The 19,329-nt window shown below is 59.2% G+C and carries 14 protein-coding genes; 5 read left to right on the top strand and 9 right to left on the bottom strand.

What is annotated here, in order from left to right:
- The first annotated feature begins 71 nt into the window (after positions 1–71).
- A complete protein-coding gene (locus tag VEH04_05020; GenBank protein HYG22125.1) occupies positions 72–3,320 on the top strand; it encodes a tetratricopeptide repeat protein in 3,249 nt (1,082 codons plus the stop codon).
- Positions 3,321–3,555: 235 nt separating this feature from the next.
- On the opposite strand, the gene VEH04_05015 is transcribed toward VEH04_05020, so the two are convergent.
- The 4 genes from VEH04_05015 to cysK form a co-directional block, all read right to left on the bottom strand.
- Positions 3,556–4,269: a VPDSG-CTERM sorting domain-containing protein gene (locus VEH04_05015; GenBank protein ID HYG22124.1), complete on the bottom strand. Its 714-nt coding sequence runs from the start codon at positions 4,267–4,269 to the stop codon at positions 3,556–3,558.
- Between the two features lie 297 nt (positions 4,270–4,566).
- On the bottom strand, positions 4,567–4,809 hold the full coding sequence (locus VEH04_05010; GenBank protein HYG22123.1) for a hypothetical protein: 243 nt from the start codon (positions 4,807–4,809) through the stop codon (positions 4,567–4,569).
- A gap of 1,170 nt (positions 4,810–5,979) precedes the next feature.
- Positions 5,980–8,106, bottom strand: a complete 2,127-nt coding sequence (locus VEH04_05005; protein ID HYG22122.1) for a hypothetical protein — start codon at positions 8,104–8,106, stop codon at positions 5,980–5,982.
- A 186-nt stretch (positions 8,107–8,292) separates the two neighbouring features.
- Positions 8,293–9,276: a cysteine synthase A gene (gene cysK, locus VEH04_05000; GenBank protein HYG22121.1), complete on the bottom strand. Its 984-nt coding sequence runs from the start codon at positions 9,274–9,276 to the stop codon at positions 8,293–8,295.
- Between the two features lie 277 nt (positions 9,277–9,553).
- On the opposite strand from cysK, the gene VEH04_04995 reads away from it, so the two are divergent.
- The 4 genes from VEH04_04995 to VEH04_04980 all read left to right on the top strand — a co-directional run bounded on the left by VEH04_04995 (position 9,554) and on the right by VEH04_04980 (position 11,671).
- Positions 9,554–10,015, top strand: coding sequence for a hypothetical protein (locus VEH04_04995; GenBank protein ID HYG22120.1), 462 nt, complete (start codon positions 9,554–9,556; stop codon positions 10,013–10,015).
- Between the two features lie 262 nt (positions 10,016–10,277).
- Positions 10,278–10,844 carry a hypothetical protein gene (locus tag VEH04_04990; GenBank protein ID HYG22119.1) on the top strand — a complete coding sequence of 189 codons (567 nt, stop codon included), beginning with the start codon at positions 10,278–10,280 and terminating at the stop codon, positions 10,842–10,844.
- Between the two features lie 18 nt (positions 10,845–10,862).
- Complete coding sequence (locus VEH04_04985) at positions 10,863–11,231, top strand: hypothetical protein (protein ID HYG22118.1); 369 nt, start codon at positions 10,863–10,865, stop codon at positions 11,229–11,231.
- A 122-nt stretch (positions 11,232–11,353) separates the two neighbouring features.
- Positions 11,354–11,671 (top strand): hypothetical protein, encoded by a 318-nt coding sequence (locus VEH04_04980; GenBank protein ID HYG22117.1) that lies wholly within the window; start codon positions 11,354–11,356, stop codon positions 11,669–11,671.
- 72 nt (positions 11,672–11,743) lie between these two features.
- Here VEH04_04980 and VEH04_04975 read toward each other — a convergent pair whose 3' ends face one another.
- The 5 genes from VEH04_04975 to VEH04_04955 form a co-directional block, all read right to left on the bottom strand.
- Entirely contained in the window at positions 11,744–12,682 is a 939-nt protein-coding gene (locus VEH04_04975; GenBank protein HYG22116.1) for a M23 family metallopeptidase, read from the bottom strand.
- 29 nt (positions 12,683–12,711) lie between these two features.
- On the bottom strand, positions 12,712–13,638 hold the full coding sequence (locus tag VEH04_04970) for a glycoside hydrolase family 43 protein (GenBank protein HYG22115.1): 927 nt from the start codon (positions 13,636–13,638) through the stop codon (positions 12,712–12,714).
- Between the two features lie 279 nt (positions 13,639–13,917).
- Positions 13,918–16,707, bottom strand: a complete 2,790-nt coding sequence (locus VEH04_04965; GenBank protein ID HYG22114.1) for a vWA domain-containing protein — start codon at positions 16,705–16,707, stop codon at positions 13,918–13,920.
- A 5-nt stretch (positions 16,708–16,712) separates the two neighbouring features.
- A complete protein-coding gene (locus VEH04_04960) occupies positions 16,713–18,455 on the bottom strand; it encodes a VWA domain-containing protein (GenBank protein ID HYG22113.1) in 1,743 nt (580 codons plus the stop codon).
- Positions 18,452–19,318 (bottom strand): DUF58 domain-containing protein, encoded by an 867-nt coding sequence (locus VEH04_04955; GenBank protein ID HYG22112.1) that lies wholly within the window; start codon positions 19,316–19,318, stop codon positions 18,452–18,454. Before VEH04_04955 ends, VEH04_04960 begins: the two co-directional genes overlap by 4 nt.
- Positions 19,319–19,329 lie beyond the last annotated feature (11 nt).

Raw genomic sequence — 19,329 nt, 5'->3', positions numbered from 1 at the left:
TGTCGTCTCGTGGTCTCGTTCCCCCAAAGCGCTGAATTGACCTCATGCGCGGATTCCGCTTTGCTCCCAGCATGATTGGTCTGACCTTGTTGGCGCGTCGTCCCCTGCTCTTCCGATTCTTTGTCTGCATCACGATGGTTTCTCTTTTCAGCACCGGGTGCTCCAAGGAATCGCGGCGGGATCGCGCGTTGGAAAAGGCCAATGAATACTTCCAGGCTGGCGACTTTCCCAAAGCTTCCATCGAATATCAAAACGCGGCAAAACTCGATCCAGAGCACAACACCGCGATTCAGCGGCTCGGCCAGATCTATTTCAAGCAAGGCCAGTCCCGCCGCGCCCACGCATTCCTGCGCAAGGCATATGAAAAGGACAGGAAGAACCTCGATATTCTCCTGCCGCTTCTTCGGATCTACAGGGACGGCAATGACGCCACAAACGCAACTGCCATCGCCACCGAAATCCTCGCATTGCAACCCGCGAACGAAGAAGCCGTTCTCACGCTGGTTGCGATGACTTCGACCGAACAGGAGTCAGAGCTGAACGCGCTTCTCGAACGGTTGCGCAGTTCTGAAAACAAAGCGGCCTTCGAACTCGCCAGCGGAATCATCAGCGTTCGCCGCCGTGAATTCGAGAAGGCGGAAACTGCTTTCAAGGCGGCCGAAGCTTTGAATCCGTCGTCACCTCACATCCACGCCGCCATGGGCAACTATTACCTGATGCGTGGCAATCGGGAGCTCGCCCGTGAACATTACGAGAAACGTTTGAAGGCCGCTCCCGACGACCTGTTCTCGCAAATCCACTTCGCTGAGTTCCGGGTGCTCATGGGTGAAAAGGCGCAGGCCCGCAGGGATCTTGAAGCCCTGACGAAAAAAGCGCCCGAGTTCGTTCCTGCCTGGAGCGTCCTGTCCGCAATGGCGCTGGAGGATTCGCGGCTCGAGGATTGTGCGCAGCTCGTGGGGAAGACCCTCAGCCTCGAGCCCACCGACTTCCGCGCCCTTCTTGTCCGCGCACGACTGAGCCTTGCACAAACCAACATCAGCCAGGCGATCGCGCAAATTCGGCAACTGAAGGCCGCCTATCCCCGCGTGCCGCAAGTCAACATGGAATTGGCGCGGGCACTTCTCGCAACCAACGACATGGGCGCAGCGGTCACGGCTCTCAATGAAGCCCTCGCTGCAAACCCCAATTTCGCCGATGCGCTGTTTCTCAAGGCGCAGGTCACGTATCGGCAGGGAGACTTTGTGTCGGCGCAATCCGCGTTTTCGGATCTCACGAAGCTGAACCCGCGCCTGGTTCCGCCGCAGCTTGGCCTGGCGGAGGTGCATCTCGCGCGAGGCCAGCCGGAACAGGCAATCGAGGTTTACAACAATCTCGCATCGCTTTACCCGTCCAATGCCCAGCCGCGATTCCTGACCGGAACGGTCTACCGCCGTCAGGGCAAAACCGCGGAAGCAGAAAAGGCGCTGAACGAAGCGCTGCGACTGGATCGCAACCATCTGCCTGCGCTCCACGAACTGCTGGATCTCAAGGTGCAGGAGAAACAATTCGCCGAAGCTGAAGAAATCCTGAAGCGACTGGAAACACTGAAGCCAGGCGACGCCCTCGTCCTCTTCTCTCGCGCCCGCTTGCGACTGGCCCAGGAGAATTCGTCCGCAGCTGAAAACGATTTGAAGCAAGCCATCGCAGCAGATCCGAGTTTCTTTCCCTCACGCGACATGCTCACCGCGCTTTACCTCACAACCGGCCGCAACGCTGAAGCACTCGCTTTCCTCGAACAATCCGCGGCTGCGTTTCCGCGGAATTTCAAGGTGCTCCTGCAAACCGCCCTGCTGCTCGACCAGGGAACGAATCACGCCCAGGCCGCTGCTGCGTACGAAAAAGCGATTGCAGTCGAACCCGACTCAACGCTGGCGCTCAATAACCTCGCTTACCTTTACGCGGAAGATCTGGGCAATCTCGAGCGGGCATTGGAACTTGCACGCCGCGCTCGCCAGCTGGCACCCGAAGACCCGGTCGTTGCGGACACTTACGGATGGGTTCAATTCAGGCGGCGCGATTATGCGCAGGCGCTTACTCCGTTGCTTGAAAGCGCGGCCAAACTGACGAACAATCCGCACGCACAATTTCACGCCGGCATGGCCAGCTACATGCAGGGTGACGAAAAGAACTCGCCCGTCTTCCTGAAGCAGGCTCTTGCGATGGATCAGAACGTAGCCGGCGCAGAACAGGCGCGGCGTTGCCTCGCGATTCTGCAGGAACCCGCGTCCTCCACCAACGAAGCCTCCATTGTGCGCCTTCAGGAACAACTTCGAATTCAGCCTGACGATCCGATTGCGGGCCGCCGCATGGCCGAGGTGCATCGACGAGCGGGAAATTGGGCGGCAGCCCGGTCAGCGCTGGAGAAGGTGCTCGAAACCACTCCGAAATCAGCGCCCGTGTTGATCGAGCTTGCGGAACTTCTCGCCGATCGCTTTGCCGATCCGAAAAAGGCGTTTGAGCTGGCGAAGCAAGCGCGGACAGCCGATGCAGCAAATCCCGCCATCGCGCAAACGTTTGCCCGGCTCGCAATGCGATCCGGAGAACAGGAATGGGCGGCGTCCGTGCTTCAGGAACAAGTTCAAAACCAGCGGCCGCCGTCTGCTGAACTTCTCTACGATTGTGCGGTCGCTTTGCACTCGATCGGGCGCACCCCGGAAGCAATCGATCATGTGCGGCGCTCCCTTGAGGCAGCACCCTCTGCAGCGGTTCAAAAGTCAGCGCAGCAATTTCTCGTCTTTGCGACGGCCACAAATGCGCCGAATGCTGAGCTTGTCGCTGACGCCCAGGCGCGCTTGAAAACGGAACCGCAATTCCTGCCTGCGCTGATGGTTGTGGCATCAGGCCAAACGACCAGCGGCGACATCGCGGCGGCGCGGAAGACGTACGAGCAGATCATGCAGGATTACCCAAAGTTCTCCCCTGCCTTGAGAGCGCTGGTGCTGTTGCCGGGATTCAAAACCGATGATCCCACCGGCCACGATCTCGCATTGCGGGCGCGGAAGGCGTATCCGCGGGATCCGCAGGTGGCGTTTGTGGCGGGCAAATCGTTCTTCCAGCGAAACGATTTCAACTCAGCGCGGCTTCCGCTAACCGATGCGACGAGCGGCACCAACGAGAATGCGGAGGCGTTGTATTATCTAGGCATGATCCGATACAAGAGCGGTGATCGTGCTCGTGGGGTTGAGGATGTGAGAAAAGCAGCGAACCTCGGACTGCCTGCTCCACTAGCCAGTGCCGCGACCGACCTTCTGATTCAGGAAGATCTCGCCAAGCAGCGCTGACAACGCTGCGTAGCCCACACAGAGACGGCAATACAGCAATTGGGGCAACTGGAACGCGTCAATGCGCAGTGGCGTCAGGCATCTCTGCCTGACGTGGAGGGCGGCATCCTTGCTGCCCGGAAAAAGCGTGAAGCAAGAGCGAGGCTCAAGTCCTGTCAACGTGCTCCAGCTTATTTGGCCCTCCCTCCGCCGGGCTGGAAGCCGCGGCTCCACGGCAGGCAAGGATGCCTTGCCGCTACGACACACGCAATAGCCGACGCAACCCAGTCAATAGAACGAGGCCGCCGCCAAGAAGCGCGAAAGTAGAACCCGCGTCAGGAACCGTTCCGACGTTTCCAACGCGAACGATGATTGCTGCGCGGCCGTCGGGAAGTTCCGTGCCGGTGTCGTCAAGGGCCACCAGCGCAAAGCTGTATTCACCGGTCGCGAAAGGATCAAACGGCGCATAGCTCGCGGGCGTGTTCCCCGGGAAGGGGATCAGCCAGAATCCGAAGGACATGTTCTCAGAGCCTTCGATCTTGTTTCCCGAGGAAACCATGAAATCGAGCTGCCCCAGTTGTGAGATGTCCGTTCCAACACTGGGATCTAGATCATAGTAGAGGCGGAAGTATTCATCTCCGGCCACCAGCGACGTCGGCAGATTCACATAAAATCCAATGTTCCACGTTGCTGCCGTTCCGGGATTCCCGGGCGTACCGTCGTTGGCACCCGGTTGCGCGAAGTAGGTTCCCGCGCCGTCATTTTGAAGCGGCGGGTTGTTGTAGCGTTGATGGGCGATCAATCCGAGTATCGCACCATTGGGGGCGCCGCGCACCGCGGCCGGTCCGGTCGGAATTCCCGTCCCTCCCCAGGTCGCGTCCGGCAAATCCTCGAACTCATCGTATGAAGGGACGATCGCCGCTCCAAAAGCCGAACCGGCAATGAAAAAACACGCCGTACCAATGATCATTCTTTGGGTCATTTCTGACGTCGTGCAGAATGCGGGCCAGTGTCGGAAGGATTACGGACGAATGCCCGATCCTCCTCGGAAAACCGCACAAAAATTTTCTTCAGTGGGAGGAGTTCGGACGTAATTCTACCGACAATTTGTAAATGTCGCCGACTGTGGACCGCGGCGTTCACGCGGCTTTCACTCGTGGACGAAGGGCCCATTAGCATGGGTCACGACGCACGCAACTGTCGCGGCAAAGCAGCCTGAAGGCTGCGCTCGGTGGCGCGGCGTTCGCGCTTGCGCTCCTTGCGCGTCCTATCCGCCGGCAACGGGCACCTGCGTCATCGTGAAATGAGGGTCGGAATTGGTTTCTCCAGTTCCAGTCCGAGCAGGGTTTGCTTCAGTAAACGTCACCCCTTTGTCGCACCGGGTTTTCTTGAGCCGCCCTTCAGAAATTTGTGTGGTCACAAATTTGAGGAGTTCCATCGGGGAAATGGATGGGTTGGCGACACACAATTCGCGAAAGCTGAACTCTCCGCCGGGAACGGTCATATTCATGACCAGATAGCGTGCAGAAGCACAAGCATCCTTACTATGGGGTCCTTCACTCCGAATGAATCGGCCGTTCGAGGACGCAACTCCGGTTTAACAGGAGCAAATGGAGGTAGCAGAGGAATGCCTGACAAGCTGAAAACCAGTTGAGACACGGATTGGCACCGGATAGGCGTAATCAAGTGTGGGTGAGATCACTGCGATCTGTAAACCGCTTGACCCTCTCGCCCCGTAAGGCGCGAGCGGGGAGAGAGTTGGAGAGAGGGGTATGCGGATTGGAAGAGAGGAAGTTCAACCACGAACCACACGAACCACACGAAAAGATAGCAGTGAAAATGAAAATCTAATCACGGATGGAGACGGATGAACACGGATTCGCAAACAGCTTCCTTTGCCCTTTCTCTGCTGCCTCTGCTTGCTCCTGTTAAACGTTTTCTCTTCGCGCGTCTTGTGCCCTTCCCGTGAGGCAACTTCTTTGAATTCTGGAGGCAGATCGGGAAAGACAAAACGGGTCTACGCGGATTGCGCGAATTGAAGAGAGGAAGTTCAACCACGAATCACACGAACCACACGAAAGACAGCAGTGGAGATGAAAATCTAATCACGGATGGAGACGGATGAACGCGGATTCGGAAACAGCTTCCTTTGCCCTTTCTCTGCTGCCTCTGCGTCCTCCTGTTAAACGTCTTCTCTTCGCGCGTCTTGTGCCCTTCCCGTGAGGCAACTTCTTTGAATTCTGAGGCAGATCGGGAAAGACAAAACGGGTTGACACGAATTGCGCGAATTGAAGGGAGGAAGTTCAACCACGAACCACACGAACCACACGAACCACACGAACCACACGAACCACACGAAAAGATAGCAGTGAAAATGAAAATCTAATCACGGATGGAGACGGATGAACGCGGATTCGGAAACATCTTCCTCTGCCCTTTCTCTGCTGCCTCTGCTTGCTCCTGTTAAACGTCTCCTCTTCGCGCATCTTGTGCTCTTCCCGTGAGGCAACTTCTTTGAATTCTGGAGGCAGATCGGGAAAGACAAAACGGGTTTGCGCAAATTGTCGCGAATTGTCGCGAATTCAGGGCAACGTGTTAGCCTCGCATGGACACTGACCAATACGAATACCTGGAAACCGCTTTACCCTCTCGCCCGTGAGGCACGAGCGAATGGTCGGTTCTACAAAGCCCGGCGAAACCCTTCCACTTTCACTTTCCATTTCCCGTTGTCAGGGAACCCCGGCGCAGGTTTCTGCGGCCCTCCGTCCCATCCGCCCGCCATCATTCCGACCGCATACAACAACGATCCGTTTCCCGGGAGATAAATGGTCAGCCCCGGCCGTTGATAATTGTGGCCGTTCAAACCCATGTGATTCTTGGGTGTATCGAGAAGCAACGCATCAATCGCGCGTTCCGGTTCGCCAAGCCGCGCGGCACACATCGCGAGCATGCCGTAATCCCAGCCCCACGTGTCAGGCCAGTTCCAGTTGTCCCAAATCCAATGCAGCGTTCGCCTCATCGTCTCAGGATCGACACCCGGCCCAGGCAACATGCCGTAGGCCGCAGTCACACTGGGATGATCGTCGGTCCACTTCTTGTCCGTGTAGGTGCCCGTCGCAGTCTCTGCAAACAGATACTTCTCTTGCTCAAGCGGAAGCGGCGCCAGATCCTTCAGCACGCGATCCCATTTTGGCTCGCGCAACTGCCCGAGACGCTGACGCCATGTCTGCGCCATTTCCAATCCCCAGCGCCAGTAGGTCAGTTCAAAGGTGGGGTTCAGCGTTTTGTCTTTTGGGAAAATTTCCTGCGCGCATTGCAGCACGGGTCCGAGCACGTAACGATTGCTGGCCGCATCCCACGCAGCGTAAGACGCCATGAATTCCGCTGTCTGGTGAATCACGTTGCCAAAACGTTCCAACGTCTTGCGATCCGGCTTCTGACGATACACAAGCTCCGCGTACAGGATCGGATGCGGTTGTTGCCAGATCAGGAACGGACCGATCGGAGATGGCGAATCGACTCCCGATGGATCTGTCATCTTCGACCAGCGTGCGCCCGTGTATCCCTGCCGCTGAGCGTTGCTCAACGCGACTGGCAAAGTGTTGCGATAATAGTCCAGGCTGCGGTCGAGCAGCGGCAGCCGATCCCACACAGCGAAATGCGCTGCGTGCCAGTAATGCATTTCCAGATGAAACTTGCCTTCCCAACTGTTGTAGGTAAGACCCGTTTCCTGCGGCGGATAAATTCCCGAACATTGAATGGCAGTCAAATACTGCGACAACACAATCCGCCGCTCCAGTTCGCGCCAGCGCGGATCGGAGCTCTCCGAAAGATCCACCGCGCCGCCTGTGCTCCAGAACTTGTCCCAATGCTTCACTGAGGCGCGCCGCACGTCACCGAAATCCGGAATTCCGGCCTGATTGCGTTCGGGCGTAAATTCCACCGCAAACTCAAGCGTGTTCCCGGAATTGCGGGGAGTCAGCACAAAGCGATGTTTGCTTTCCTCGCTCATCGTCGCGCCCGAAGTCCAAACTGCGGATGCGACGTAAGCATCGCTGTCCAACTGACGTTCGAAAACACCGCCGCGCGTGCCCGCCGCCTTGAATGTCGTGGAGTGAGCGTCGGGTTTGGTCCAGTCGGCTGTGATGGTTGAACCCGTGCCGTACGGGAAATCGAGCCGCAACTTGACCCGGCCCGTGCGCAGCAACGGGGACCGCACCCGCACGGCGAGGACATCTCGTTCGGGATGACAAACGGTTTCCACCTCCACGATCTGACCATCCCATTGAAACCGGCTGTGCAGAATTCCTGTCCACAGGTTGAGTTTCTGTTCGACGGCTGCCAGGTCGGCAGCAGTTGCGGCGCTTCCATCCGTGCGGGTCAGGACAAATCCCAACCGACCCAGATGGAGGCGATGCGGATTGCCACGCAGCCAGCGAATTTCCGGCGTTTGAATATTTCGGGGAACGTCGTTGTAAGGAACCTTGCGTCCGAACACATCGTACTCGCGATGCTGGAACTTCTGCTGGCTCCACCCCTGGGGATTCGGAAACGAATGCCAGCCCCATTGGGAGAGTGTGCCGAGAGGCGTTGTGTTCGTGAACGCATCCGAGAAGGTTTGCAGGCCCGTGACATCGGCAGTGAACGCAAACTTTCCATTGCCCACCGACAGCGGATTCTCGGCATCAAACTGGCGCAGGACGGGATTGTGCCGTGTGACGAGTGCTTCGCGATTGATCTTTCGCTCGGCAGCCGGCACGTGCGAAGTGATGCAAATCAGAATGGCGGCGACGAATGCGAATCTCATGGAGCCGCTATTTCATCCGAACGGGAGGCGCACCACAAGTCCGCGTCCATCCATCAAATGATGTAGCAAAGATCGCGGCGTGCACGCCGCTTCAACTCGCGGACTAAACAAAGCGCAGGCAAGGTCCACGGTTGACGCACGTTTCCACGCTGAAGCAGCCTTGAAGGCTGCGCGCCGAGGCAGGGCTCAGCCGCCCACTTCGGCGCGGGCTTCGGCTGCGAGCGGGGTGCTCAGGTAACGTTCTCCAGTCGAGCACGCGACCGTAACAATCGTCTTGCCCTTGTTCTCCGGACGCTTCGCGATTTCCATAGCCGCCCAAACGTTCGCACCCGTCGAAATCCCTGCCAGCACGCCTTCTTCCCGGGCAAGCCGTCGTGCCATCGCAAACGCATCGTCGTTTGAAACCTGCACGCACTCGACAATCTGCGGAGTGCCTTTCGAGTCCTGGAGACGCAGGTTCTTCGGAATGAATCCCGCGCCCGTGCCCTGAATTTTGTGCGGCCCTGGCTTGAGCGGCTGGCCCGCGAGCGTCTGCGAAATCACAGGCGAATCCTTCGGCTCGACCGCGATCGCCTGAAACGAAGCCTTCCGCGGCTTGATGTATTCAACACAACCCGTGATCGTTCCGCCCGTTCCCACAGCCGACACAAGGATATCGATCTTGCCGTCTGTATCCTCCCAAAGTTCCGTAGCCGTGGTCTTCATGTGAATCGCGGGGTTGGAAGGATTCTCAAATTGTTGCGGAATCCAGGAGTTCGGCGTTTCGCGCGCGATCTGTTCGGCCTTTGCAATGGCGCCCTTCATGCCTTCCGTTCCAGGTGTCAGCACGAGCCGCGCGCCCAGCATCGCCAGCAGCGTGCGTCGTTCGAGCGACATCGTCTCCGGCATGGTCAGGATGAGCTTGTAGCCCTTGGCTGCAGCCACAAATGCGAGTGCGATGCCCGTATTGCCGCTGGTCGGCTCGATGATAACGGTTTCCTTCTTCAACACGCCGCTCCGTTCCGCATCCTCGATCATCGCCATGCCGATACGATCCTTGACGCTGCCAAGAGGATTAAAGAATTCGCATTTGAGGAGAATCGTTGCGGGCAGGCCTTCGGTGACTCGGTTCAAGCGAACTAGTGGAGTGCGACCGACGGTTTCAACAATATTGTTATAGATGCGTCCCATAAAGCATTCAGTGTTTGGTTGACGTGTAGATGGCGAATTGTCGCCAAAGGCCCGGAGGCGGCAAGCCTTTTTCCCGGGCTGTCTCGTTTGAAGACGGCGGGTGTTCTGAAACGCGGAATCTTTCCCGGGAAAATTGCCTGCAATGAGTGACGCTCGCAAAGGAACCACTGCTGCCAGCGTATTCATCGTCCGTGCGGATTGAAGCGGCACATTTCATGCGTGAGAAAAAACAACCCTGACGAACTGCCAAATAGAAAATTCTGGATTGCCGTACACAATGAAATCAAACGTTTGGTGTTCCACGGAACAAAATACCGGCCCGCGCGTGTTGCTGTATCAAAGCGTCGGCTTCCTCGCGATTATCTTTCTGTCGTGGCTCGATGACTGGCTCAACCTTTCGTCTCTGATCTTTGGAGAAACCCACTTCATTCCCGAGTTTCATGCCTCAACCCTCGCCATGCTGTTCATCCTCGCGGTATGGCTGCTCGTCACGCGTTCCACTCGACGCATGCTGGACCGCGTCAAATACCTGGAAGGATTCCTGAAAGTCTGTGCCTGGTGCCGTCGCATCGATCACAAAGGCCGATGGATGCCGCTCGAAGGTTTTCTGCAGGAAAGTTTCGACACACCGACTTCGCATGGGATTTGCGAGGAATGCCTGCAACAGCAGAAGGCAGCGCTGCATCGGGTGCGGGAACAAAAGCGCACCGAAGCCAGCGCTCAACCGGTCAAGTCTTAGCAGCCCAGTCACGGCAGGGATGGCTGCGCTGCGCCATCCCAGCCCATCAGCGCGGCATAAAACGAATCCCAATCCGGCAGCGTATTCTTTCATTCCTCGCGCAATCCTGCGCAGCCTGGCGTCCCATGTCGCGCAGACCTTTCAGCGCGATGCGCCTGCCGTTCGGCTTTTACCCCAGTTGAAATGCCCTCTCCGGCGGCGACGTTGCGGAAACCTTGGCGGCTCGCAAGACGTGTTCACCGCCGCGAATACGGAGAATCCTATGAAAAAACCAACGACCCTTTCGTCACTCGTCCTGACCGGTTTAACCGCTGTCATGCTGCAGACCGGCTGCTCCAACCTTCCTGGCGATAAAGGCCAGCAGGGCGCCGTGATCGGCGGCCTTGGCGGTGCGGCTGCAGGGGCTGCAGTGGGAGGCGAAGACAATCGACTGCTCGGAGCGATCCTCGGCGGCGCACTCGGTGCCGGGGGCGGTTATGTCGTGGGGGCCAACAGCGATCGCATTCTCAACAAGGATAAGGGCGGTGCAGAAACTGCGACGGAAGCCGCGCAGTCCCGTCCAGCCACGCCCGAGGAAGCCCGCAGCGCAGCGACAGCCGATTTGAACAGTGACGGATTTGTAACCCTGGATGAAGTCGTTGCGCTCGACAAGGCAGGCTACACGGACCAGGAGGTCGTCAGCCGCCTTCAAGCCACGGGCCAGGTCTTTGAACTCACCAGCGAGCAGCAGACCTATCTCACAAACCAGGGCGTGAGCCCGTCGGTCGTGAACCAGATGAATTCACTCAATCGCGAAGCCCGTGACCGCATCATCTCACGCCCTCAATAACACTTCACAACTAACAGCATGCGCGAAGTTAAAACACAGGACTGGGCCGGTTTCTGGGAGCGGGTGAACCAGAATGAACGCGGCGGAACTCTCAACATCCACAAGGTCGAGCCAAACGGCGCCAAGATTCAGGTCGCCAGCAACGTGGCCTTCGACACTGTCGAGTTTGGCCGTCGCGATGACTGCAATGATCGCATTGCGTTGCGCACGAGCGGGGAGGCGGGCCGTGACCTTGAAATCGTGGAGCCAATCCGGATCAAGCTGATGGAATCCGAAAACGGAACGGCGTATCAATCTGTCATCGTGGAAGCGGAGGACGGCGTAACCATCCTGACATTCCACCCGACGCTCAAGGCTGACTGGCTGAAGGATCTCGATTTGCAGTGAGGGGTTTCCCGTGGGGCGTTTCCGAACGGGAAGGAGGGTGTTCTCCGCGTTGAGGCGGAATTGGGGAAGACACACGTTGACGCAACTTGTTAGTGCAGTAACCAAAACAAAAGGATTGAGGTATGAAAAAGTTCATGGCGATTGCCGGTGCAGCGTTGTTGCTTGCCGGTTGTAACCAGGGTGGAACGGGCGATGACTACAACAGCGGCGTCGGCACCGACACCAGCTCCAGCACCAACTATGGGACCCAGCCGTCCGCAGATCAGGGTTCAGCGACGAGCCCGGGTGGAACGAGCTCCGGATCGAGCGGCAACATGGGAGGCAGCTCCAGTGACACCGGCACCAGCTCCGGAGCAGGCGGTTCGGCAGGAGCCGGGGCGGGTTCGACTACGCAGGGCGGAAACAGCGATACCACTGGCGGCGGCACAACAACTCCGTAATGGTCGCATCAAACGCAACAGCCCGCTGATTCCAGCGGGCTGTTTCTTTTTCGAGAGTGGCAAACGGCTGATCTACTGTAACACACTACTTGCAAGCGTCGACTGGGAGCTCGCCTGCTGTTGCACTACGGGCGCGGTATAGCGGCGGCCTTCGACAAGCGTCAGTGCTGCGCCATTGTCGCCGCGGAATTGAATTGGAATACTGACGCGTTCGCGGCCGCTCACGGTTTTGAACACGCAGAAGTGCAGATGCGGCCCGCTCGAGAATCCAGTGTTGCCAGACAAAGCGATGACCTCACCTGCCTCTACCAATTGTCCCGGAAACACGCGGACACCGTCCTTCAGCAAATGGCAGTAGTGTCCCAGCGTTCCGTCATCGTGACGGATTAAAACGTAATTGTTGTAGCGATCGTACCGGATGCTCCCGCCGCCCAGGTCTGAATCATCCTTGGACTTGATGACCAACCCGCCGCGCGCCGCATAGATGGGCGTCCCTTCGGGCATTTTCCAATCGATGGCGTATTTGTTCGAACCCGTGTGGCTGAAGCTTCCTCCAAATGCCTGGGTCACCTTGAATGTCGCGCCGGGCTCATACGGGAGCGTGTAGAGATATCCGTCCGGCACGGCAAGCGCGCTTCCGAGCTTGAAATAATTCGTGTAGGCGTACTCCCAAGGCTTGTCAGGCGAGTTCGGGGCGAGCACGAAGGCTTCGGTTTCTCCGGGAGCGAACGTCGCGGTGTAGGGAAACGTCACATCGGATTTCAGGTTCACGACCTTGAAATCGAACGTCATCGTGACCTCGGAACGCTCGAGGTTGTGAACGTAAACGCGGGTTTGATCGCCTTCGCGCCGGGTGGTGACGCGGACATTGGTCGAATCCGTGGTGATGGCGCCCTTCCCTTCCGTGTGCTTCAGACGCCACATCGCGCCCGCAAACATACCGGCAGAAATTGCCACGGTGACCTGGACAGCCAGCAAAAAAGTTCGGGTGGAGAACAGTTTCTTCATCATTTTCGTCTTGGAACGATGGAAAGCTCCTTTCATGCCGCGATCGGAACCGACTTTCCTTTGCGCGAAGGAACAACGGCAGCGCGGCGCGGAAGGGGTTCGCCGAAATCAGGAAAGCCATCGCTGCTCCAGGCAAATTGCTTGGCATGGACGTCGCGATCTTCCCAGCCATGCTCGAGGCTGGTCTTCGAGTGATAAACGATCCAGTCCTCCGTCTGGCACATGGACTTCACGAACGAGCAATGGCCGACGCCCCAGACCTGATCGGTCTTTTGAAACACGGGGCCGTGCTTGATCCACTTGGCGGGATTCAACACATCGCCTGTGTTGTTGTGCAACAATCCAAGACAGTAATCAGGGGTCCAGCTTGCGCTCGCAGAATAGACGATGAAAATGTCGCCGTTGCGCTTCAGCACCTGCGGGCCTTCGCAGATGGGCATCGTCGCGCGTTCCCATCGCTGTGTCGGCGCGGCGATCATCACACGCGGACCCGAAATCGTCACGGGGTCGCGCATGGGAGCGATGTAGATATTCTGAAGCCCGTCGCGCTTGCCGGGCCAGCCCGACCAGATGAAAAACTTGCGGCTGTCGTCGAGAGTCAGGATGGTTCCATCAATCGCCCATCCGCCCGTTTCCAGGCGCCCGCGGCAGCGATAGCGTCCGATGGGATCAAAGCCGTCGCCTTCGAGAACCCACATGCGATGGTTTTCATTCCGGCCGTCGTCTGCGGCGTAATAGATGTACCAGCGTCCGTCGACCAGGTGAAGTTCCGGAGCCCAGACATTGTTGCTGTTGCCTCCGCGGGAAGGCGCGCTCCAGACGCACACGCCAGGATCAGCCCCGATCTGCGCGATGGTCCGGGAACGGCGGATATAGATGTGACGTTTGTTCCGCGTCTCGCAGTAGTAATAGAATCCGCCGTGATAAATCATCCACGGGTCGGCCGAATGAGGTGGCAGAATCGGGTTTATAGCTGTGCTTGTGTTGCGTTATTTATTTTCTGAAACGCTCGCGGCCAGGCCGCACGCTTCGTGAAAAAGAATTCCGCAACTGCAGGTCCCCATAAATCGGCACCGGTCTGAAAGGCCTGTCGTGGTTTGTCTGACACGTTTTCCGAACCCCTGGCTGCACTGGCTTGGCTGGAAGTGTCCGCGACGGAAACGTATTTGAAGCCGTTCAGCAGCTGAAACCCAAATGGGGGGTTCGAAAGGTCACGACGGAGAAAACCGTCCGCCCGGTCAGTCGCGCTTCGTGCGGCGACCCGCCCGCTCCCGCGCTTTTCGCAGGGCGTCCACCGCCGAAGCACCGGCGTCATCGGCGGGGACGGGGGCGGGATGTCGGGCTGCGGATGGCTTTTTCAGCTCGGCTGTGGGGGCGGCGGGCGCGCGCGGGGATTTCACGGCCGGGCGCCCCTCCGCCGGGACCGGCTCGGCCTTAGCCCCAGCCGCGGAAGCGGATTTTCGAATTCGCCCAAACCATCCCGTGCGGCGTTCGAAGATTTCCACCAGGAACAGCAGAGCAGCCATGACAAACAGCCACGGGCTCAGATCGATCCATCGCGGCTTGGCGACGAGGTCAGCCCAGATCTGCGGCAGTTCAATCCGTTCCTTCCCGCCAGTCGCCGCCGCAAGTTGCACCAGCGTCGGCGCACCGCGCCCGGGTTGATCGGGCGCGAACTCGGGTGAATACGGCAAACACACAGGAGCAAGCGTGATCGGCCCGTGCCCCGGAATCTCCACCGTGTTCAATACAGTTTCACGCCCGGAAATGGGAATCGTTGCCTCAAGCAGATCCGCGCTCTTCCATTGCAATGGAATCGTCCGCCGCGCGGGCGCAGACCCCTGGCTCCCGTGCAGCACCTTCACCCGGGGCAGTGCCTGGAAGGGATCGCCTTTGCGGGCGGGATCGAGATGCAGTTGCACCACACAGAACCCATCGCGCACCCGCTGCACGAGCAACTGATCATCGGGAAGCGGCTGGCGTTTCCCCGCCGTCCAGCCAGCCAGTGTTGCGTAGAATTCCCCAACCTGAACCCAACCCGCAAAATCGCCGCTAAATTTTCCGTCGGCTTCACCCAGGTAACACAACACGCGTCCGTTTCCCGCGTTCCATGACGCCACCACGGGCGCCGCATATTCATCCTGCGTCACGGCGGCGAGGTTGGCCTCGGGGCGTATGTAACAGAGATTGTAGCCGCCCAGTGCCGGGGGATTCTGCGGCAACGTGGCGCCGAGCGCGGTAAAACCGGCCGTCAATTGGAAGGGCGTGGGTGTGTCGACGAACGTGCTGCGCGCGACCGTGAATGTGTCCTGGGCGAACAGCCGCGGGATTTCGTCGGGCGATGCCGTGAAGTAGCAGGTTCCCCCACCCCGCGCCGCGATGTCCTTGAGCAAGGCAGCATCGACATCGTGCTCAGTTCCCAATCCGATCACGCTGACCGTCACTCCTGCCTCGCGGCATTTTTCGAGAAGCGCAACATACCGTCCGGGTTCCTCCGAATCCGCCGCGTCCGCGAACAGAATGATGTGCTTTGTTTCTGCCTTTGCGGCCAGCACCATGCTCGATGCCGCCGACAAGGCTTCGAATACAAAAATGCCGCCGCCCATCGAACCGATGCTGAGGATGCGTCCGCGCTGCGATTGGTTCACCTCCACGGAGTTCAATGGGACGATGACATGGGGCGAGCTGTCGACAGCGATGACACCGATCTCGTCGAGCGGCGAAAGCAGATCGAGCACTTGAACAGTTCCGAGGTCTGCAAGATCCATTTTGGTGCGTCCCGCGCCCGCGGGAGCGGCCATGCTGCCCGAACGATCGAGGGCAACGACAATCGCGAGCGACATCTTGCGATGCTCGCGTCGCATTTCCATGGAGATAGGCAAAACGCGATCCAGCGGCGACTTGAAATATCCGCCGGGGCCATAGGCTTTCTGTCCGCCGGTGAGCATCAGGCCGCTGCCAGTTTCCTCGACCCAGGCCGCAATGGATTCCATTCCGCTGCTGCCAACCTGGTTTGCAGGAACATTTTCAATCAGCACGCCCGCGAATTGTGCGAGCCCTTCGAGCGACCACTCGCATTCAGTGGGCCGCTGAACGATCAGATCAACGCCGCTGCGCTTGAGCAATTGCGCCAGACCGGAACTTTCGCCCGCGGCCGACACGATGAGCAGCGGACGCGTGCCTTCGACCGAAACCAGCGCGCGCGCCTCGTTGTTCTCGGGAATTGGATCCTGCTCAAGTCCATCGATCGACAACGCATACTCCTGCACGCCCGCCCCGCCTGCGCGATCGCGAAACATCAATCGGTTCAATCCTGCAGTGAGTTGGCGCGTGCCTGAGGCAATGACGGTGTTGCCACGGCGAAGTCGATACTGCACCTCCACGTCCGCAGGCGAACGCACCCATCCGCTGACCACAAAGGCCTGGGCGGGCATCACGGAATCCGGCGCGAGCAACGATTGGATCGCCACGTCGCTCACCTGGGGCCGCGAGAGGAGCCTGTAATCCAACCCCACGCCGCGTCCCGCCGCGCGCGCTGCCGCGTTCATCGGATCACCGCCCGTCCATTTTCCGTCAGAGAGAACCAGAATGCGGCCACCAGCATCAGGCGGAATGAGAGCCAAAGCGGATTCGATCGCGCTGTTCAGGTCGGAATGTTCGCTTCCCACCTGCGCAGTGAAGCCGCTGAACTCGCCGTGCTGCGGATGATGTTCCACAACCGCCTGCCTGCCGAAGGCCACCACACCGAGTTGATCCCGCGGTCGCATCGCTTTGTGAAGCAGATCAATGATTTCCTTTTGCGCGTTATCCGCCTGTTTGGGCATCGACTCACTGCGATCCGCAACAACCACCACGGTTCCCGCGCGATCGGGGAGGCGAATGGTGAATTGCGCGAGCGCTAGCGTAATCAAAATGAAGATGACGGCGCGCAGCACGCGCAAGCCCCGGCTGGCGAGCGGCCAGACGAACAGAGCGACCGCAAGGGGGATCAACAACAGAAGCCATGCAGGCTGGAAGAATTGGAACATGGCGATCACGCGGCGCCTTTCCCGAGTGCCAGCATGCACAGGTGAACCGACAAAACCGCGAGCGCGCAAAGTGCAAAGATCCACGCGAGCGGCGACTGCTCCTGGCGCCGCGTCACGTCCTCGTTCCATGCGCCCCACTCACCCTCCGCCGCCTTTTGCAAATTCGATTCCTCGGGCGCCAGCGTGTTCACGGCGAACAAATTGGTCGAGCTGCCGAACACGACCGAGTAAACGCCGGGAATGGGCGCGTCCACCGCGAGTTGCTGCTGAAAGTGCGGATACGTTTTCTCGCTTCCGTCGGGACTCCGAACGAGGACTGCATCAGCGCTCGTTCGCACCACGACATCGGAGCCGAGCCGGACGTTGTTTTCCACCAGGCCAGGCATTTGGCGGATTCGCCAGTCGAGGAGGTTCCACCACAACACCGGCCAATCGGGCGAACGTTGCAACGTCGAAAGCTCGGGCTGGAAGTTGAGCGTCAGGAAGCGGCGTCCGCTCAGGTCCTCGCGCGCCGAAAGCAACGGCACGTTCCCCGCCATCACGACTGGAACCTCATCCGCCGCGTTCGTGATGGCCCCGGCCGCCCATACGACGCCCGCCAGCGCGACGCCCTCGGAAAGAGGATGTGCGCTGTCGATCACAAAAGGGCCCGTGAACGCCTTCGCATCAGCGGGAATATTCCAGCGCACGCTCCACGTGTTTGAACCCGGGGAATGATCGGAATGATGGATCACGAGCTCGGGATTTTGAACAAGCGCCGCGCGCAAGCCCGTGGCCTCGAGAGTTCGCTCCACAAGTTCATTCAGCGGTTCGTTGGTGAGCGCAACGCGGACACGAACGCGCTTGCGTTGCGGCGGCACCAATTCCACCAGATCATCCAGTTCGACCGAATCGGCGGGAAGACGCACCTGCAGCACTTCTCCGGATTTCGGCAGGTTAAACACGAACCGCTGCTGCTCCCCTGCCCCGAGTTCAAGCACTGTTTGCTGGACAGCGTTGGAACTGGATTGGACGGAAATCCGGCTGGAGTGCGGCTGGCTGGAGAAGTTCGCAACTTCAAGGAGGCAGCGATCCTCGTCACCATGGGCGGTGCGTGACGCATTAACGATCGCGACGTTGTTGATCGGCCGCCCAAAGCTGCGCCACTGCAACCGCGGGTTCACAATCTTCTCGTCAGCAGGAGCGTGGTCGCTAAGGACCAGAATGTTTGCTTCGCCACGCCCAACCTCTCCAGCGAGCGTCACCGCAGAATCGAGCGCGGCATGCGGCGCAAGGCACCTCCAGCCCGCGAGCAAGGCTTCCACTTCGGCAGCAGTGCGTGCGCTGCCGCCCAGCAACTGCGGCTGGGCTCCCGCCAGGATGACGCGCGTGGACGGCGGCGCCTGGAATCGATACAACCGCAGCAGCGCAGCACGGGCGCGATCGGCACTGGTTGCGCCATCGGATTTCGCACGCATCGAAAATGAATCGTCGAGAACGACAATCAAAGGCCGCGTGGCCTTCGCGAGCTTCCAATGCGGTCCAGCCGCCGCAGTCACAAGCATTAGCAACGCGAGAAGCTCCAGGAAAAATATCAGGGGAAGCTGAAGCTTCTGAACCCGCGCCCCGCCCTCCTTCGACTGAACCCGAAAACGCCAGAGCATCAGCGAAGAGACCTGGCGGCGGCGAAAACGATTCCGCAGGAAGTAAATCGCCGCCAGCGCGGGAAGCGACGCGAGTGCGAGCAATGCAAGGGGATACGTGATCATCCAGGCATCAGCAGTTCCATTGCTTCAAGCTCGCCGAGCGAATCATCCACTTTTTCGGCGATCAAGGTCGTGAGTTGGGCGCCGGACTGGCGGCAGGCATCGGCCCACGACTGCTGCAGCGTCGCGAGGTTCTCGCGGTATTGCTTCTTCACGCTGGCGTCGACGAACAATTCCGCCACCTCACCCGTTTCGCTGTCGACGAGGCGGATGCTGCCATTTTCCGGCGGGTTCAAATCCTCGGCTGCCAGCAACTGAACAACGAACAGCGCCGCGGCTCCTTCCCGAAAGCGGCGGATGGTGCTCACGGGATTGCCGGGCCAAAGGAGGTCGCTTAGCAGCACGCGAATTCCCACGCGTCGCAGCTTGGGCGCTAAAATCTCGAATGCCTCGTCAGGTGTTCGCGAGCTCGCCAGATCAAACCCGCTCCACGCCGAGGGCGGATGAACATCATTGGCGATGCGCTGGAATCCCTCGGCCGAAAGCCACACCGCACGCGAGCAGTGGGCATTCGCCGCCGCGGTCGCGAGCAATGCGGCAAGTTTCGCGGTCGCTCCCGCCTTGGCCGACTCTTCAAGGTTCATAGAGCGCGAGCCGTCAACGATCAGGTCGAGATGCGGTGTCACTTCCTCGCGATACAATTTCACGCTCACGCGGTCCGTCCGCGCGTACATGCCCCAATCAATGAACCTCAGGTCATCGCCGGGCTGGTATTCACGGTAGTCCTGGAAATCGATGGAACTCCCCGCGCGGCGCCCGAGCCGCGATCCGATATGGCCCGAGGCAGCGACCTGTGGGATCTGCAGCGCGTAACGCGAGCCGAGTTGCTCGCCTTGTTGCAGGGCATCTGAAAGCGCGGGTTCCATTCGGGAAAGTC

The sequence above is a fragment of the Verrucomicrobiia bacterium genome (genome assembly GCA_035629175.1).
Classification (GTDB): domain Bacteria; phylum Verrucomicrobiota; class Verrucomicrobiia; order Limisphaerales; family DASXHY01; genus DASXHY01.
This window is presented reverse-complemented; position numbering and strand designations above follow the sequence as displayed.

Bases quoted from the DNA above. Each gene is read 5' to 3' on its own strand.
- VEH04_05020 (HYG22125.1), top strand. From the start codon at position 72: ATGATTGGTCTGACCTTGTTGGCGCGTCGTCCCCTGCTCTTCCGATTC.
- VEH04_05015 (HYG22124.1), bottom strand. From the start codon at position 4,269: ATGATCATTGGTACGGCGTGTTTTTTCATTGCCGGTTCGGCTTTTGGA.
- VEH04_05010 (HYG22123.1), bottom strand. From the start codon at position 4,809: ATGAATATGACCGTTCCCGGCGGAGAGTTCAGCTTTCGCGAATTGTGT.
- VEH04_05005 (HYG22122.1), bottom strand. From the start codon at position 8,106: ATGAGATTCGCATTCGTCGCCGCCATTCTGATTTGCATCACTTCGCAC.
- cysK (HYG22121.1), bottom strand. From the start codon at position 9,276: ATGGGACGCATCTATAACAATATTGTTGAAACCGTCGGTCGCACTCCA.
- VEH04_04995 (HYG22120.1), top strand. From the start codon at position 9,554: ATGAAATCAAACGTTTGGTGTTCCACGGAACAAAATACCGGCCCGCGC.
- VEH04_04990 (HYG22119.1), top strand. From the start codon at position 10,278: ATGAAAAAACCAACGACCCTTTCGTCACTCGTCCTGACCGGTTTAACC.
- VEH04_04985 (HYG22118.1), top strand. From the start codon at position 10,863: ATGCGCGAAGTTAAAACACAGGACTGGGCCGGTTTCTGGGAGCGGGTG.
- VEH04_04980 (HYG22117.1), top strand. From the start codon at position 11,354: ATGAAAAAGTTCATGGCGATTGCCGGTGCAGCGTTGTTGCTTGCCGGT.
- VEH04_04975 (HYG22116.1), bottom strand. From the start codon at position 12,682: ATGATGAAGAAACTGTTCTCCACCCGAACTTTTTTGCTGGCTGTCCAG.
- VEH04_04965 (HYG22114.1), bottom strand. From the start codon at position 16,707: ATGTTCCAATTCTTCCAGCCTGCATGGCTTCTGTTGTTGATCCCCCTT.
- VEH04_04960 (HYG22113.1), bottom strand. From the start codon at position 18,455: ATGATCACGTATCCCCTTGCATTGCTCGCACTCGCGTCGCTTCCCGCG.
- VEH04_04955 (HYG22112.1), bottom strand. From the start codon at position 19,318: ATGGAACCCGCGCTTTCAGATGCCCTGCAACAAGGCGAGCAACTCGGC.